General features: G+C 56.5%; 20 protein-coding genes. 11 read left to right on the top strand and 9 right to left on the bottom strand.

Annotated elements, in window-relative coordinates:
- Positions 1–145: 145 nt before the first annotated feature.
- From ilvD to U5K34_RS08770, 3 genes are read left to right on the top strand one after another with little or no spacing between them, the layout of a single operon-like run.
- Positions 146–1,825 (top strand): dihydroxy-acid dehydratase, encoded by a 1,680-nt coding sequence (gene ilvD, locus U5K34_RS08760; protein WP_322568003.1) that lies wholly within the window; start codon positions 146–148, stop codon positions 1,823–1,825.
- Positions 1,826–1,852: 27 nt separating this feature from the next.
- Positions 1,853–2,086, top strand: coding sequence for a hypothetical protein (locus U5K34_RS08765; protein ID WP_322568004.1), 234 nt, complete (start codon positions 1,853–1,855; stop codon positions 2,084–2,086).
- Complete coding sequence (locus tag U5K34_RS08770) at positions 2,079–2,441, top strand: nucleotide pyrophosphohydrolase (protein WP_322568005.1); 363 nt, start codon at positions 2,079–2,081, stop codon at positions 2,439–2,441. Before U5K34_RS08765 ends, U5K34_RS08770 begins: the two co-directional genes overlap by 8 nt.
- Positions 2,442–2,535: 94 nt before the next feature.
- Here the strand turns inward: U5K34_RS08770 and gloA are convergent, their stop codons facing one another.
- Positions 2,536–2,922, bottom strand: a complete 387-nt coding sequence (gene gloA, locus U5K34_RS08775) for a lactoylglutathione lyase (RefSeq protein WP_322568006.1) — start codon at positions 2,920–2,922, stop codon at positions 2,536–2,538.
- A gap of 105 nt (positions 2,923–3,027) precedes the next feature.
- Between gloA and U5K34_RS08780 the strand changes: the two genes are divergently transcribed.
- On the top strand, positions 3,028–3,945 hold the full coding sequence (locus tag U5K34_RS08780) for an AEC family transporter (protein ID WP_322568007.1): 918 nt from the start codon (positions 3,028–3,030) through the stop codon (positions 3,943–3,945).
- On the opposite strand, the gene U5K34_RS08785 is transcribed toward U5K34_RS08780, so the two are convergent.
- A complete protein-coding gene (locus tag U5K34_RS08785; protein ID WP_322568008.1) occupies positions 3,899–4,879 on the bottom strand; it encodes a lysylphosphatidylglycerol synthase transmembrane domain-containing protein in 981 nt (326 codons plus the stop codon). The genes U5K34_RS08780 and U5K34_RS08785 overlap by 47 nt on opposite strands.
- Positions 4,880–5,074: 195 nt before the next feature.
- Between U5K34_RS08785 and U5K34_RS08790 the strand changes: the two genes are divergently transcribed.
- A complete protein-coding gene (locus tag U5K34_RS08790) occupies positions 5,075–5,365 on the top strand; it encodes a hypothetical protein (protein ID WP_322568009.1) in 291 nt (96 codons plus the stop codon).
- 6 nt (positions 5,366–5,371) lie between these two features.
- On the opposite strand, the gene U5K34_RS08795 is transcribed toward U5K34_RS08790, so the two are convergent.
- Positions 5,372–6,874 (bottom strand): 2Fe-2S iron-sulfur cluster-binding protein, encoded by a 1,503-nt coding sequence (locus tag U5K34_RS08795; protein ID WP_322568010.1) that lies wholly within the window; start codon positions 6,872–6,874, stop codon positions 5,372–5,374.
- A 15-nt stretch (positions 6,875–6,889) separates the two neighbouring features.
- Complete coding sequence (locus tag U5K34_RS08800) at positions 6,890–7,285, bottom strand: hypothetical protein (protein ID WP_322568011.1); 396 nt, start codon at positions 7,283–7,285, stop codon at positions 6,890–6,892.
- Positions 7,286–7,540: 255 nt separating this feature from the next.
- Here U5K34_RS08800 and U5K34_RS08805 point away from each other — a divergent pair, with 255 nt between their 5' ends.
- The 4 genes from U5K34_RS08805 (at position 7,541) to U5K34_RS08820 (ending at position 11,727) form a co-directional block, all read left to right on the top strand.
- Positions 7,541–8,323, top strand: coding sequence for a M15 family metallopeptidase (locus tag U5K34_RS08805; RefSeq protein WP_322568012.1), 783 nt, complete (start codon positions 7,541–7,543; stop codon positions 8,321–8,323).
- Between the two features lie 49 nt (positions 8,324–8,372).
- Complete coding sequence (locus U5K34_RS08810; protein ID WP_322568013.1) at positions 8,373–9,794, top strand: M14 family metallopeptidase; 1,422 nt, start codon at positions 8,373–8,375, stop codon at positions 9,792–9,794.
- 21 nt (positions 9,795–9,815) lie between these two features.
- Positions 9,816–11,099 (top strand): flagellin lysine-N-methylase, encoded by a 1,284-nt coding sequence (fliB, locus tag U5K34_RS08815; RefSeq protein WP_322568014.1) that lies wholly within the window; start codon positions 9,816–9,818, stop codon positions 11,097–11,099.
- 199 nt (positions 11,100–11,298) lie between these two features.
- Positions 11,299–11,727 (top strand): hypothetical protein, encoded by a 429-nt coding sequence (locus U5K34_RS08820; protein WP_322568015.1) that lies wholly within the window; start codon positions 11,299–11,301, stop codon positions 11,725–11,727.
- 237 nt (positions 11,728–11,964) lie between these two features.
- Here the strand turns inward: U5K34_RS08820 and U5K34_RS08825 are convergent, their stop codons facing one another.
- Positions 11,965–12,426: a hypothetical protein gene (locus tag U5K34_RS08825; RefSeq protein WP_322568016.1), complete on the bottom strand. Its 462-nt coding sequence runs from the start codon at positions 12,424–12,426 to the stop codon at positions 11,965–11,967.
- 23 nt (positions 12,427–12,449) lie between these two features.
- Positions 12,450–12,689 (bottom strand): hypothetical protein, encoded by a 240-nt coding sequence (locus U5K34_RS08830; RefSeq protein ID WP_322568017.1) that lies wholly within the window; start codon positions 12,687–12,689, stop codon positions 12,450–12,452.
- Between the two features lie 273 nt (positions 12,690–12,962).
- On the opposite strand from U5K34_RS08830, the gene U5K34_RS08835 reads away from it, so the two are divergent.
- Positions 12,963–13,262 carry a hypothetical protein gene (locus tag U5K34_RS08835; RefSeq protein WP_322568018.1) on the top strand — a complete coding sequence of 100 codons (300 nt, stop codon included), beginning with the start codon at positions 12,963–12,965 and terminating at the stop codon, positions 13,260–13,262.
- 45 nt (positions 13,263–13,307) lie between these two features.
- Entirely contained in the window at positions 13,308–14,183 is an 876-nt protein-coding gene (locus U5K34_RS08840; RefSeq protein ID WP_322568019.1) for an HDOD domain-containing protein, read from the top strand.
- Here U5K34_RS08840 and U5K34_RS08845 read toward each other — a convergent pair.
- The 3 genes from U5K34_RS08845 to U5K34_RS08855 all read right to left on the bottom strand — a co-directional run bounded on the left by U5K34_RS08845 (position 14,174) and on the right by U5K34_RS08855 (position 15,450).
- Positions 14,174–14,821 (bottom strand): thioredoxin family protein, encoded by a 648-nt coding sequence (locus tag U5K34_RS08845; protein WP_322568020.1) that lies wholly within the window; start codon positions 14,819–14,821, stop codon positions 14,174–14,176. The two genes, U5K34_RS08840 and U5K34_RS08845, sit on opposite strands and share 10 nt — an antisense overlap.
- Positions 14,822–14,872: 51 nt before the next feature.
- Positions 14,873–15,166 (bottom strand): PilZ domain-containing protein, encoded by a 294-nt coding sequence (locus U5K34_RS08850; protein WP_322568021.1) that lies wholly within the window; start codon positions 15,164–15,166, stop codon positions 14,873–14,875.
- Positions 15,167–15,243: 77 nt separating this feature from the next.
- Complete coding sequence (locus U5K34_RS08855) at positions 15,244–15,450, bottom strand: YdcH family protein (protein ID WP_322568022.1); 207 nt, start codon at positions 15,448–15,450, stop codon at positions 15,244–15,246.
- Positions 15,451–15,527: the final 77 nt, after the last annotated feature.

Consider the following 15,527-nt stretch of genomic DNA (forward strand, 5'->3'; position numbering starts at 1 on the left):
GCCCGCCGGGTTGATGGTTTTTTGCCGGATTTGTGTCCCAGGCCCGTCGCCACGTCGGATTCGTCGCGGCCGGGCGGATTGTTTTATACTGCGTCACCCCGCGCTGTTGTAGCCGGGTTTTTCGTTCAGGTTCAGGAGCCCTTGCATGTCAGACAAGTTGAATAAATACAGTTCCCGTATCACCCAGCCCAAGTCCCAGGGCGCCTCGCAGGCCATGCTCTACGGTACCGGCCTGACCCCGGAGGACATGAACAAGGCCGAAGTGGGTATCTCCAGCGTCTGGTGGGAAGGCAATACCTGCAACATGCATCTCAACGATCTGGCGGCCAAGGTCAAAGAAGGGGTGCAGGCGGCCGGGCTGGTCGGCATGCGCTTCAACACCATCGGCGTGTCGGACGGCATCTCGATGGGGACCGACGGCATGAGTTATTCGCTGCAATCGCGCGACATCATTGCCGACTCCGTCGAAACCGTGATGAACGCCCAGTGGTATGATGCCAATATCTCCCTGCCGGGCTGCGACAAGAACATGCCGGGCGTGTTGATCGCCATGGGCCGCATCAACCGTCCCTCGCTGATGGTCTACGGCGGCACCATTAAGCCGGGCCACTGGCACGACAAGACACTGGATATTGTTTCGGCTTTCCAGAGCTATGGCGAATTCATCAGCGGTCGTATCGATGAACCGCAGCGCGAGGCGATCGTGGAACACGCCTGTCCCGGACCGGGCTCCTGCGGCGGGATGTATACCGCCAACACCATGGCCTCGGCGATCGAGGCGCTGGGCATGAGTCTGCCCTACAGTTCCTCGATTCCCGCCGTGGATTCGGGCAAGCTGGATGAATGCCTGCAGGCCGGCCATGCCATTCGCCATCTGCTGGAACGGGACATCAAGCCGCGTGACATCATGACCCGCGCGGCGTTCGAGAACGCGATTGTGATGGTAATGGCGCTGGGCGGTTCGACCAACGCCGTGCTGCATCTGATCGCCATGGCCCGCGCGGTGGAGGTGCCGTTGACGGTCGACGATTTTCAGACCATCAGCGACAAGGTGCCGTTCCTGGCCGATCTCAAGCCCAGCGGTAAATACGTGATGGAAGATCTGCACAACGCCGGCGGCACCCCGGCGGTGATGAAATACCTGCTGGAACACGATCTGCTCAACGGCGATTGCCTGACCGTGACCGGCAAGACGATGGCCGAGAACCTGGCCGAACTTCCCGCGCTCAAGGACGGTCAGGAGGTCTTCATGCCGCTGGACAAGCCGATCAAGTCCAGCGGGCATATCCAGATCCTCAAGGGCAACCTGGCGCCGGGCGGCTCGGTGGCCAAGATCACCGGCAAGGAAGGGTTACACTTTTCCGGTCCGGCGCGGGTTTATGACCGTGAGGAGTCGATGCTGGCCGGGCTGGAGAACAACGAGATTCAAAAAGGCGACGTGGTGGTGATCCGTTACGAAGGGCCCAAGGGCGGCCCGGGCATGCCCGAGATGTTGACCCCGACCTCGGCCATTATGGGTGCCGGGCTGGGCGGCGATGTGGCGCTGATCACCGACGGGCGTTTTTCCGGGGGCTCGCACGGCTTTATCATCGGTCACGTGGTGCCCGAGGCCCAGGAAGGCGGTCCGCTCGGGTTGATTGAAAACGGCGATGTGATCACCATCGATGCCGAAACCCGGCGTCTGGATGTGGATGTCTCAGACGAGGAGATGGAACGTCGGCGCAAGAAATGGGTGATGCCGCCCTATGTTGCCAGTCGGGGAACGCTGTTCAAATACATCAAAATCGTCAAGGATGCGTCACAGGGTTGCGTTACCGACGAGTGAGCAACCGTACAGCAAGGGGTAAAGATTATGTCATTGACTGAAGATCCGGTGGTGGGCAACTGGTACACCACGCGCGAGGGTGAGTTGTTGCGGGTGCGCCTGGCGGTTTATCGCCACGAATACCTGTCGGCGTTGTTGCTGGAGTATCTCGACGGACATCGGCAGATCGTTGCCATTGGCGACTGGTATTGCATGGAACTGCATCGCGATATGCTGAGCGTCACCCAGCGCCACGCCGGCACCCGAGTTACCAATGAGTGATACCGACTTACAGCAGCTCAAGTTGCAACTCAAGGCGTTCGCCGAGGAACGCGACTGGGAGCAGTTTCATTCGCCAAAGAACCTGGCCATGGCGCTGATCGTCGAAGCCGCCGAACTGGTGGAACACTTCCAGTGGTTGAAGCAGTCCGAAAGCGAAAACCTGCCACCGGAAAAACATCAGGAAGTCGCCTACGAGATGGCTGACATTCTGGTGTATCTGTTACGGCTGGCCGAACGGCTGGATATCGACTTGCTGGATGCCGTGCAGCAGAAAATGAAACTCAACGCCGACAAATACCCCGCCGAGCAGGTGCGTGGCAGCTATAAGAAATATACCGAATACAAAACGAAATAGTTTCTACTGGGCCTTTTTATGGGCCTCTCGCAGAGGCGCGAAGAGCGCAAAGCAATCAATCTCATTCTCCGCGCCTCTGCGAGAATTATTCAGATCAGCTTTTCTTGCCGATTAACTCGATCGGATAACCATCGGGATCCTCGACGAAGGCGATGATAGTGGTGCCGGCGTTCATGGGGCCGGCGTCGCGCAGGATCTTGCCGCCGCGCTGGCGAATGTCGTCGGTGGCCTGGTAGACGTCGTCCACTTCCAGGGCTATGTGGCCGTAACCGTCACCCAGATCGTATTTGTCCGTGTCCCAGTTATAAGTCAGTTCGATCACCGCACCCTCGGACTCGGGTTGGTAACCGACAAAAGCCAGGGTGAACTCGCCCTCGGGGTAGTCTTTTTGTCGCAGCAGTTTCATCCCCAGCACATTGGTGTAAAAATCGATCGAACGTTGCAGATCGCCGACGCGCAACATGGTATGCAAAATTCGCATGCAGTCTCTCCTCAACAAATTTTCAAAAAAGTATAACATGGGCCATGCGAGGCTGTGTCAGACTATGCCAATGCCGTGCCGAACAATCCAGGGTGATGCAAGCGCATGATTAATATCCTGTTCTCAATGATGGTTATCATCGCCTGCGGGGCCTTGTGGCGCTATTTCGCCCCCGGCGGCGTCGATGGCGACAAGGCACGTCAGGTGATTACCGGACTGGTTTACAACCTGCTGTTGCCGGCCCTGATATTGTCCATTTTGTGGGAAGCGCCGCTGGGGCTCTCCTCGATCAAGATCAGTGTGCTGGCCGCGCTGGGGATTCTTGTTGGCCTGCTGTTTGCGTGGCTGGCTTGCCGGGGTTGCCGGATGCCGCGCCCGGTCACCGGCGCGGTCATGCTGGCCGCCGCGTTCCCCAATGCCAACTATCTCGGCCTGCCGGTGCTGGTCTCGGTGTTTGGTGAATGGTCCGCCAGTATTGCCATTCAGTACGATCTGTTTGCCTCGACGCCGTTACTGTTCACCCTGGGGATTTTACTGGCCCAGCAGTTCGGGCAGGTTGACACCCGGGAGTCCATCGGTCATCGCCTGTTACGCATTCCGCCTCTGTGGGCCGCATTGCTGGCCGTGGTACTGAACCTGACGGGGGTTCCCGTTCCCGCCTTGCTGCAAAATACCCTGTCACTACTGGGCGAGAGTGTGATTCCGTTGATGTTGCTGGTACTGGGGATGAGTTTGCGCTGGGAGGTCTTGCGCTGGCAGCGCCTGCCGTCGGTGATGGTGGTGGTAATCAGTCAGTTAATCATTATGCCGCTGGTCGTGTGGGGCGGCGCCGGCGTGCTCAATCTTGATGCCCGCCTGCTGGCGCCAGTGGTGCTGGAAGCGGCGATGCCGAGCATGGTGATCGGCGTGGTCATCTGCGATCGCTACGGACTGGATACCACGGTGTATGCCGCGGCCGTGACGGTAAGTACCCTGCTCAGTCTGCTTTCCCTGCCGTTGTGGTATGGCTGGTTGCCGGTTTGACATCGGCCTCCTCGTTTGGCGCGGGAATGCCGCGCCAGGCCAGCAGGGCATTGGCAAGCAGTCCCAGGGCAACGGCGAACCACAACGTCGTGACGCGGTTGATAATCGGCAGGCTGAAGGCAATCTCACGCTCGACCCCGTGGGCCAGTAATAACAGCGCCATGACGCCTTCGGTGGCACCGATACCCCCGGGAATAAAGGAGAGGGCGCCGGCCAGCAGGCTCAGGGCGTAGATCCCCAGTGCCGCGTTGACTGACAAAGTAGAGCCACTGATTTGCAGCAGATAATAAAACGCCATGCCCTGCACCAGCCAGGCCAGTGCTCCGAGTAACAGCCCCGGATAGAGTCGACGCAGTAAAAGTAACCGGTGCGCCTGCTGCAGCAACGTGGCGGTATGCGCGAATAACGTCGCCAGACGCGTGTTGGCCAGCTTCTGCGCCAGGAAGTGAAACAGCCGCAATGGCAGCCGGCTTTGCAGCAGGGGTAACAGAAGCAGCAGGGTTATCAGTACCAGGATGACAAACAGCTGGTAATCGCGGTGAGAGATAAAAATCAGTGTGGCCAGCAAGGTGATGATGACCACATCCAGAAACCGCTCAACAAAAAAACAGGCCAGGCTGTCGGTATAGGAGACGCCGTGACGTTTCAGATAAAAGGAACGGATGGTTTCGCCGGCTTTGCCCGGCGTGGTGGTCAGGGCGAAGCCGGACAGGTAATAACCCAGATGCCGCAGGCCGGGCAGCCGGTGTTGCAGGCTACGCAGATAAAAGGCCCAGCGCACAAAACGCAGCAGGTAATTGACCAGCGAGCAGGCCAGCAGGATCGCCCCGCCGCTGATTCCCAGCCGGTTGATCAGATGCCCCAGCGCGGGCAGGCCGCCGATCAGGGCAAAGCCCAGGTAGACGCCCGCGGCGAGGACCAGCGAAATCGCCAACAGGCGCAAACGATGTTGGTTGAGGGTGAACAGAGCGGACTCCGGGGTAATGGCCAGATAACCGGGCTATTCTAGTGCAGGGCGCACCATGACGGCCAGTGGCCCCGGTTTTTGTTGCCGCTGCTGGAACGCCCCGGGGGTTGTTGTGATATTCTAGGCGCCATTATTCGGCAGACGAAAGACGAGGAACCCGCCATGTCGGCAGAGATTGATGAATTGACCGTGGATTATCATGAAGATGGTAATCTGGTCTCAAAGCAACTGGACAAGGTAATTCTGACCAAGGGCGCCTGGTCGACCATTATTTTCCGTTACCAGGATCTGGATCGTAAAACCGGCGAATTTGGTCCCGACAAGTTTACCATCCGCCGTTATCAGAAGCGTAACGGGCAGTATCAGCAAAAATCCAAGTTCAATATCTCCAGTCGGGATCAGGCCCAGAAGATCATCGATGCCTTGCAGACCTGGCTCAAGGATTCAGATTAATCCGGGTTATCCCGGGTCCCCTGTACCTTCCTGGGGCTCTTCAGTAAACATCATCTTCTTTGGCAGACCGTGCGCGGCAAAGTGCTGGCGGGCGGTCTCGGCCAGTTCTTTCGAGCCACAGAAATAGACGGCATACTCGGATAAATCCGGATAGTCCGTGGCCAGTTGCTTCAGTTGCTCCTGCCATTGTTCGCGGTTGCCGGCGTCATCGAGTGACCAGGCGGTATAGTGGAAATGATCGAAGGCATCCATCCAGGCGCGACAAAGATTATGCTGGTAATGAGAATGGTGGCCGGTGGCGATCCAGTAAAGATGTACATGGTCGGCCAGCTCCAGTGTCAGGGCATGTTCGATCAGACTCTTGATCGGGGCAAAGCCGCCATCCACTGCAAAAAACAGCAGCGGCTTGTCGAGTTCACGATGTAATACAAAGTGACCCCGCGGACCGGTGATCTCAAGCGCATCATTGGGTTTGGCCCGGGCAAAGATATAGTCGGCGAAAGGCGTGCCATCGCGGGTAATATGAAACTGCAGATTGCGATCATCACACGGACAACTGGCGATGTGATAATGGTTACTATCTCCCGTCTCGTTGCCTAGCAGGGCTTTCTGGCCGGAAAGAAAACGCAGACGCTGACGGCGTACTGTATTGAGATTCATGATCGCCAGGTCATCGGATATGTGGGTGATCTTTTTAATATAGGCCGGCACTGTCTGTGTTTCGATATCTTCTTCATCGAGTGCTTCATCGGCAGCCAGGACAACGTCGGTGACGGCGGTGTTGGAACAGGCCAGCAGATACCCCTGGTTCTGCTCCGCTTCACTCAGTCTGTACTCATGATCGCGGATTTTGCGTACCTCACCGGAAATCAGACGGGCCTTGCATTTGCCGCAGTTACCGTTGCTGCAGCCGTAATTGAGCGCGACTCCGGCACTGAGCGCCGCATCCAGAATGGAGTTGTTACCTTCGACAAAAAACTCATGCCCACTGGGCATGATGTGGACCTGGGCAAGAATTACTCGCAGCAGGGTATCCTGCGTCAATAACCGGTCCGGGTTCGGGGTTTCGGCGGCTTTGGCCAGAGAGGTGTCCAGCCAGCGGGTTAATTGTTGCAGTTCCTGCTGTGGCGCCGGCTGTTGCTGTAGCTCATCCAGACGCTGTCGGGTTTCTTCCAGTAATTGCTGGAGTCGCTCCGAGGTGTAACGCGCGGCTGCCAGCTCCTTGCTCAGCTGGGAGACGCGGGCGGCCAGGGTGCCCAGATCGGGAGTGAGTAATTTGCGCAGCTTGTCGCCCCGGGCGCGTTGCAGGGCATTGTCGATAATATGCTCGATCTTCTCGAGCATGGTGTTATCTTCCATCTCGACATTGGGATAGGCCTGGTTCAGATCTTCAAGCCGGACCATGCCTTCAAAACTGGGCAGGTCACCGTCCTGGATCTGTTTTTGCAAGGTGCCACGCGAGACACCAACCAGGCGTGCCGCGCGCGAAACTGTCAGCAGTCGATCCATCTTTCAGCCGCCTGTCTAATCGGAAAAATGCACCGGTGGACCGAATTCATGCCGGCCCAACCGAAGTCTCTTGTAATTATGGATCATGATCAGGGTCTTGAGTATTGCCGGTTCATCAAATTGTGGCACATTTAATGCGACGATAATCGGAACGCGCTCGCCTTCTGCCGACTGTATATGAATATACTGGTGAAATGCGTCGGCATTGGTCGGGTTTTCTGCGCGGGCCTGTTCATATTCATAGTGCAGGGTCCGTAAATCGGCATCCCAGATAATCGCCTGGCCTTCGAACTGACCGGGGAAACGGATCCGGACTCGCGGCTGGTCGATCGGGGAAAGCGCCAGATAACGACGCCCCTGTTGTGCCAGTTGTTGGCGCAGTTCCCGGAGCCCGGCAGGTACCTCATCCATGGATTGTGACTCTGAAATATTAAAAAAACGGGTTCTGTAGTCGCTAAAACAGCATTATATTGGGCAAGTCCGGTCGCTGTCACGCCGGACCGGGGATTGCCGCAGGGCAATACCCATCACTGACACTGTGAGTTTAAGCATAAAATCATGAATCTGCATCGACGTAAATTCCTTTCCGTGCTCTCGGCAACCGGTTTGCTCCTGGGGGGATGTCGTACAGCCTATAAATCATCAGGCCAGGGCGGATCGGTCGAGATGGCCGGGACCGGGAATGAGGTATTTGCCTACAGCAATCCACTGGCGGGCCTGGATGATGAAGCCATACGCGATCAACTGGAACAGGCGGTCAAACCGGCGCCGGACAAAGCGACAGACATACAGCTCGATGCCGGGCAGCTATCGCTGCTCAAACAAAGCGTGGCGCATCTGGAAAAAGTCCAGAAACTGGTGGGGCATGGTAATTTTGCCCTGCTTGGCTTTGATCAGATGCTGAGCTATGCGCGTAACTATCCGGCAGTCGGCGAGTTCAGCCGGGCGGAACTTGACTTCTTCGAGCGGGTATTCGAGACAGACGCACATCAGTACGGGTTTATGGGCGAGAAAGTCATTGCCCGGTTGACTGAGAACATCAGGGATCATGCTACGATAAAAGTGCCGTATACCGGCAATTATCTGTACAGGGATGCGTCGCTGCAGCTTTACCGGCGTCTGAAAAAAGACGTGGGTGAAGATCTGGTACTGACCTCGGGGATTCGCGGCGTGGTCAAGCAGCTGTATCTGTTTCTGGCAAAAGCCGTTGAGACACGGGGTGATCTGGCCCTGGCCTCGCATTCTTTGGCACCGCCCGGTTACTCCTTTCACGGTATTGGCGATTTCGATGTGGGCAAGCGCAACCTGGGTTACGCCAATTTTACCGCCGAATTTGCCGATACCGATGTCTTTGAGCGACTGGTTCAGCTGGGCTATGTCGATATCCGTTATACCGACGGGAATAAGCTGGGGGTTCGTTACGAGCCCTGGCATATCAAGGTCATCTGAGCAGGTGTTCTGTGAAACGGACAGTGTGATGCTGGAACAACGACAGGCAATGACAATACAACCAGGTAATGGTGCCGCCGGTAATGGACGATACTACTTTATGTGGTTATATTCCGGATTGATGCTGTGCCTGCTGATCCTGCTTCCATCCATGGCGATGCCGGCGGCGACATCGAATCTCGATTTTACCCTGCACAAACAGGGAGGCGGTCTTTCGGCACCGACGTTACTGATTATCGGGGGGATCCAGGGGGATGAGCCGGGCGGTTTTAATGCCGCTTCCCTGCTGGTGACGGATTATCAAATTGATTATGGCAATGTCTGGGTGGTTCCCAACCTGAATTTTGAGAGTATTGTTCATCGCTCGCGCGGGCTGCATGGCGATATGAATCGCAAGTTTCTGGATCTGGCTGAAGAGGATCCGGAATATGATACAGTACAGAAAATAAAAAACATTATTTTGAACAGCCAGATCGATATTGTTCTTAACCTGCATGATGGCAGCGGTTATTATCGTCCCCGGCATCAGGACTCGCTACGAGGCCCGCACCGCTGGGGCCAGAGCTTGATTATTGATCAGGCCGAACTGGGGGACGCGCGTTATGGAAACCTGTCTGAAACGGGAGAACGGGTGATCCGGCGTGTTAATCAACGACTGCTTGATCCTGAACACCGTTATCACCTCAAGAATACCCGCACCCGCAACGGCGACAGGGAGATGGAAAAAACCCTGACCTATTTTGCTGTACGCAACAATAAGGCCGCATTCGGCGTTGAAGCCAGTAAATCACTGAATACCGAATTTCGTGCTTTTTACCACCTGAATGTCATCGAAGCATTCATGCAGGAAATGGGCATTGAATATCGACGCGACTTTGCACTTGATCCGGCCCATGTCAAACAGGCGATCGAAAAAGAACTGTATCTTGCCATGTTCAATAAACGGCTTTTCCTGGATATGACAAATGCCCGGGACTGGCTGCGGTATGTGCCAATGACACCACGACAACCCATGCAGGTGGAAGCCAGTAACCCGTTACTGGCGGTCGTTGGATCGGGGCGGCACTACAAGGTACGTTACGGAAACCGGGGGGTGACCAATCTGCATCCCGAATTCATGGAATTTGACGAGAGCCTGAAATACATCCCGGTGCTGGTGGATGATCGCTACAAACTGGTCAGGCCGGGTGAAAAAATCAGGGTGCGCAGTAAGTTCATGGTGATTCCCCAGGAAGACTACCGGGTTAATATTATCGGCTACGTACACGATGGCGTGGATGATGAAGCTGGCGTGTTCATTTCACACGAAAACTTCATGCCACGGTTTTCTATCGACAGAAAGGCGAGAAAGTTTCGCGTAGAAGTCTATCGTGGCGATAAGTTCAGCGGGATGATCCTGGCGGACTTTACTCAACAGCCTTCTGTCGATGCCGGTGTCGATCTGGCGTATTATCCACCACAGGCTGATTGACTTCCAACGCGGTATTGATTGATGGCTCTGACTTATAAAACCCAGGATTACTTTCGCGATTTTCAATGCCTCGGGGGCGATTGCCCGGATACCTGTTGCCAGCGCTGGGAGATCAAACTGGATCGCCGGCATTATGAACTGTTGCAGGCACGCATGTCCGAGGATACCCGACAAAGCACCCTGTTTGAAACCTATATCCGGATCAATGACAAACCTGTGCTGGGCGATTATGACTACGCCCATATCAACATGGCGGATAACGGTTATTGTCCCATGTTGAGCGACGACGGGTTATGCGACATTCACCGTGCGCACGGGGTAGAGCCGCTGGGTAATATCTGTACGTTTTTTCCACGTGTGATCGTGCGCCGGGGCAACGACGTGGAAATGTCGGGGGCGCTTTCCTGTCCGGAAGTGGTTCGCCGTTGCCTGTCCCAGCAGGCTCTGCCGTCGCTGGTTCGCTTCAGCCCCGCGGATCTGCCGCGTGCCGAGTACCCGATTACGCGCGAGTTGCCGCGTGGCGAATCGGACCATTACGCCGGTTATTTTTCAAAGGTCAGAGACAGTTTTCTGTCCATTATGGCCCGGGAGGAAAAACCGCTTGCCGTTCGTTTGTACGCATTGGCCAGTGTGGCTAACCGGCTTTCCCGTTTTTATCACCGCGGTTGTGAAGCGTTTGAAGCATCATTGCTGGAAAAAGAGTTGCAACGGGCGGAGTCCGAAGAGGCTTTTGTTTATTGGTCCGACTACCTGGATCAATACCAGTCTGATGAGCCCATGGCACTGATTGTGATCCAGTCCATTCTGCAGTTAAAGCAGGAGCAGTTTCCGCAGGAAAAAACCAGTCAACTGGCAAAGCGGATATTCGGTGCCTGGGCGGATGAAGAGACTCAGAGAAACTGGACCGAACTGTTTGCCGAACGTGAACAGCAGGTTGAACAGACGTTATCCATGCTGCTTGATCGCTACATCACCCGTTATCTGTACAACTGCCTGTTCCGGGAATGGTTTTACACCATGCCGGACAGCTTCACCTACATTCAAATGCTGCTGGTGCGTACGGCCATGTTGCGTTTTCTGCTGATCGCCGATCCCGAGGTTGCCCGGCTGCTTGAGGCATACTCCCGGGGCGAACTCAATGAGACGCAACTGGAACAACATTTTTTTGAACTGGCGGTAAATACCACGTACCGCTTTTGCCGGGATGTGGATCAGAATCTGCCGTTCCTGCAGGTGTTGTACAACGCCCTGGGGGAACAGCAGATGATGAACTTCGACTATTCGTTACCGTTTATCAAATTCTGATTGATCGAATACCTGTCACCGGATCGGGTTCATATCCCGCGTCAACTCTCCGGTTTTTAAGGCCGGATCCACTCGCTCACCGATGATTATCACTGTATCGCGCCTTTCAAGGCACCACTGCGGATGCGGTTTATTGTACAATGGCGAATGACAAATTAAACTGGGTTATACGCAAGCCGGTATACCAGACAGGATTATCATGAGTGAAGTTCACACAGGCAAACTGAGTTCCACAGAACGGGTCGAGCTGACCCGCGTTATTATGTCGATTCTCGACAGCTGGGGAATGTCCGCCCAGCAACAGGTGGACCTGCTGAATCTGCCGCCGAAAACACCGACCCGTGCGCTGCGCCGTTATCGCGAAGACACGCCGTTTCCGCAAACCAACGAAGTGGACGAACGGCTCGAACACATTGTTGGAATCGTCGACGCTCTGCGCACGACCTATCCGCATAACCCGTCCATGGGCGCCTTGTGGATGAAACAACGTAACAAGCAGTTTCAGAACCGCACTCCCCTGAAAGTCATGGTCGACGACGGCATCGATGGCATTATGCGTATTCGCGCGCATCTCGATTGCGCCTACGACTGGTTTAACGACAGCAAGTCCGCCAGCAGCGACGACTGAACCCCGTCGGTTCCGGCATACTACGATGCCGCAGACCGTTTAACGGGACGTGGAGTAAACTCCCCGATATATCAATGATTCAGACCCCGCCGAAGTGTGGGGGTTTTGGGTGTGATTCAGTGGTTATGTCCAGTTTGTCTGCTGACTCGCAGGCTATCGCCAGCGTAATCGACAGGATCGGACCAATTGATATTTATCCTCAGCGGTCCTCTGCGTCTTTGCGCCTCTGCGTTGGGTTTAACGCCGGTCACGCCGGCGTTTGCTGCGGCCTTCGAAGCGGACGATGGTCTTGACCAGTTCGGTGAAGGGGAGCTTCTCGAACTCGCCGTAACGATCCTGCGCGTCACGCAAAATGCCGGCGATGTTCTCCACTTGCGCGGCATCCTTTTTCTCCGGATACAGCTGGGCCTGCAGTCCCAGCAGACCGCCGGTTTGCACCTTCACTTCCTTGGCATGGGGCAGTGGACCGTCGATGTGCAGCTGTTGCAGGGCGAAGCTGGCGTTTTTGCGCATGAGATCGAGAAAAGCCTGGCAACGGACGTTGCCGGCTTCGGAACTGCAGGCGACGCCTTCGCGATCGGCGAGGTTAAAGCGGCGTCCATGCTCGCAGGTGCTGCGACGGGAATTAATCGTCTTTTCGAAGATACAACGGCGCTCGTTGATCTCGTGATAAGTGGATCTGTATTCGTCTTCTTCCACGCCAAGCCCGGGGTTTCAGACCGTTACTTTTCCCACTCGCGCAGGATCGGTTCTTCCCGCTTTTCGGTGAGCATCTCTTCGGCAGCCAGCTGGTTGGCGGCAAAGATGACCTTGACGATGGCCTCATCCCCCTCGCTCTGCTCGCTGCGCCGGGCGCGGGCAAAATTCTTGGCCTCCTTGAAGGATTCAAACTCGTCCAGGCATTCGAGGTTCTTGACCATCGAGTTGAGCCCTTCGTTCATCTTGTATACGTAATACGGCATAGTCCCCACCTTGTGCACCGATATGATTGAATGTCGTACAGCCCCGCGAATGAACCGGGCTGCATGGCGATTGTGAAAAGCTTGACAAGCATACTGGCTGAGCGGCAATGGCTCAATAACTCACAGGCAGTATGCTAGTATACATGCGGTTACTGGCCTGTATTTCAAGGGAGTCCCGCCATTTCCACACAGAATTCACGTGAACTGCTGGCGATCGTCGAGCTGGGCGGTTATCCCGATTTTGCCCCGCTGTACCGCCAGTATGGCTATCAGGTGGAGACCACCGACTCGATGCGCAAGGCGGCCAAGGTGTTAAAAAAACAACGACCGCGGGTGATTGTCACCGAATTCAATTTCCAGTCGGATTTTCGCGATCGGACCAGCAGTCTGGAGACCCTGATGGCGCTCGTTCAGCGCCTGCCCGACACCCGGGTGATCGTGTTTTATGAAAAGGAATACCTGCACCAGTTCGAGCGGGTGGCGGCGCGCTTTCCCATTCACGCCGCGTTACCCTTTCCCATCGAACCGGCCGAGCTGGAGGCGGCGCTGCAGCGGCTGGCGAGCGACGAATAGGACTGGTTTATTTCCTCGTCATTTATGTGGTAATTTGTTGTTGTCATGACCAATCCGCTTTCCCTGAACGAGGTCGTCCGGCAGACCAATGAGGTGGTAACCCTGCCGGGGGTCTTCGTACGCATCAATCGCATGGTGGACGATCCCGGCTGTCCGATGCAGGCGATCGGTGAGGTCATTGCCCAGGATCCCGGTCTGACCGTGCGCCTGCTGCGCATGGCCAATAGCGTCTATTACGGTTTGAGCCACGAGATCGACACGGTTTCGCGGGCAGTTACCGTGATCGGGACACGTCGGGTGCGGGATCTGATTCTGGCCACCTCGGTGGTACAGGCGTTCGAGGGCATCCCGGAGGAACTGGGTTCACTGGAGGCGTTCTGGCGGCACAGCATTCATTGCGGATTACTGGCCCGGCATCTGGCGAGCCGGGTCCGGTTGCGCGAGCCGGACAGCCTGTTTGTGGCCGGGTTGCTGCACGATATTGGCCGGCTGGTCATGTTCAGCCGCTATCCCGACTACGCGCGCCGGGCGCTGGAGCACACGCACCGCCAGAATGGGGCCACACCGTTTTATCTGGGCGAACGGCGTGAATTCGGCTTCGACCATGCGGAACTGGGCGGCGCGCTGGCCGAGCACTGGCAATTGCCGTTATTACTGGTCGAATGTATCGCTCACCACCATCAGCCCCGCCATGCGCAACACTACCCGCAACAGGCGGCGATCGTGCATCTGGCCAACGGCCTGTCCACCCCGTCGGAAGAGGAACGTCGCCCGGAGGCGGAGCAGGAGCAGCGGCTGGATCCCGCCATCTGGTCGCTGGTCGGTTTATCGCCGGAGCTGGCCGAGGAAGCCCGGCACGAGGCCGATGCGCAGCTCAACGAGATGTATCAGTTATTGCGCGGCGATCTCGATCAGGCCTGAGTTTGCGTCAGCTGATCCAGCCCCTCGCGGGCAATCTCGCGAATATCGGGGGAGTCGTCCTGCAGCCGTTTTTCCAGCTGGAGCCGAACCCCGGGGTCGCCGGTCAGGGCCAGATAATGGGTGGCATCGCCCCGGATCTGGGCGTTATCGTTTTCCGACAGGCGGGCAAATTCCGGGGCCAGTTGTTTTAACGCGTCGCTGCCGGCCAGTGACTCGAGTACCGCATCCAGTCCGAGGCGAACCTGGATCTCCAGGTCTTCCGTTTCCAGCAGACCGATGATCACCCTGAGCCATTCGGGCTGCTGGCGCAAAAATGTCTCGATAGTCTGCAATTCGCCTTCCTTGAGATGGTGGCGGATGTAATCGGCAATGCCCGAGTCACTGCCGGCCTGCTCGGCCCAGTGGCGCAACTCCTTCGGTGAATAGTTGCCCGCCAGGGTAAACGGGCCGATGCGGGTCCAGGGCGTGGTACGCACCCCCAGCTCCTGCGCCCGCGAGGGATCGACCACGATATTGCTGACCCGCAATTCATGAATCACGCCTTCTTTGATCAGGTCGGTCAGGGCCTGCAACACCGTGGGGCAGTGGGCGCAGCCGGTGGCAATCAGGATTTCAGCGTCAGGGGGTGTTTGTGACATGACGGATTTCGACTCGGACAATAACGGATTCAAACAGGCGGGGCGTGCCGGTCATGCCTCTTCCAAAAACCGGATGCCGATACCGTCGTCGGTACGGCGGACCACTTCGCCTTCGACCACCGGTGCGGGCTCATCGTCCTGCAGCGGGGTCTGGACCTGCAGGCTGACCCGACTGCCCAGTGGTGGCAGCGTGATAGCCTCCTCTTCGACCGACAGAAACACGCCACCGTCGCTGATATCGCGGGTTTTGAGAATGAAACTGTCATCCTCAAAGCTCACCCTGACATCCAGTGCCAGGGCAAAACGGGCATGATTGCGTTTATCACTGACCGGCTCGCTGGCCATGCTGTGATCCGGGGGCTGAATATCTGCGAATAACTTTATCCTGCCGGATCAGCCGGCGCAAGCCGGCGGCAGGCGAATCAGGCCTCCATATCGGGAATCAGGCGGCTGCGGACCCGGGCGATCAGATCCTTGAGCTGCAGTTTGCGTTTTTTCATGCGGCTCAGCTGCAACTGATCGATGGTGGGATCCTGGGCCAGGCGATTGATGACATCGTCGAGATCCCGATGTTCGGATACCAGGGTCTGCAGCTTGTCACGTAATTGTGCAGCCTCGTGTTCATCCATAGCAGTGGAACCGGTTACAAAGGGAGGGCAATTTTAGCTCAATCGCGCGGGGGGCGGAAGCGCCCTGACCGGCGCCG

Source organism: Thiohalophilus sp., from assembly GCF_034521165.1.
Lineage (GTDB): Bacteria > Pseudomonadota > Gammaproteobacteria > UBA6429 > Thiohalophilaceae > Thiohalophilus.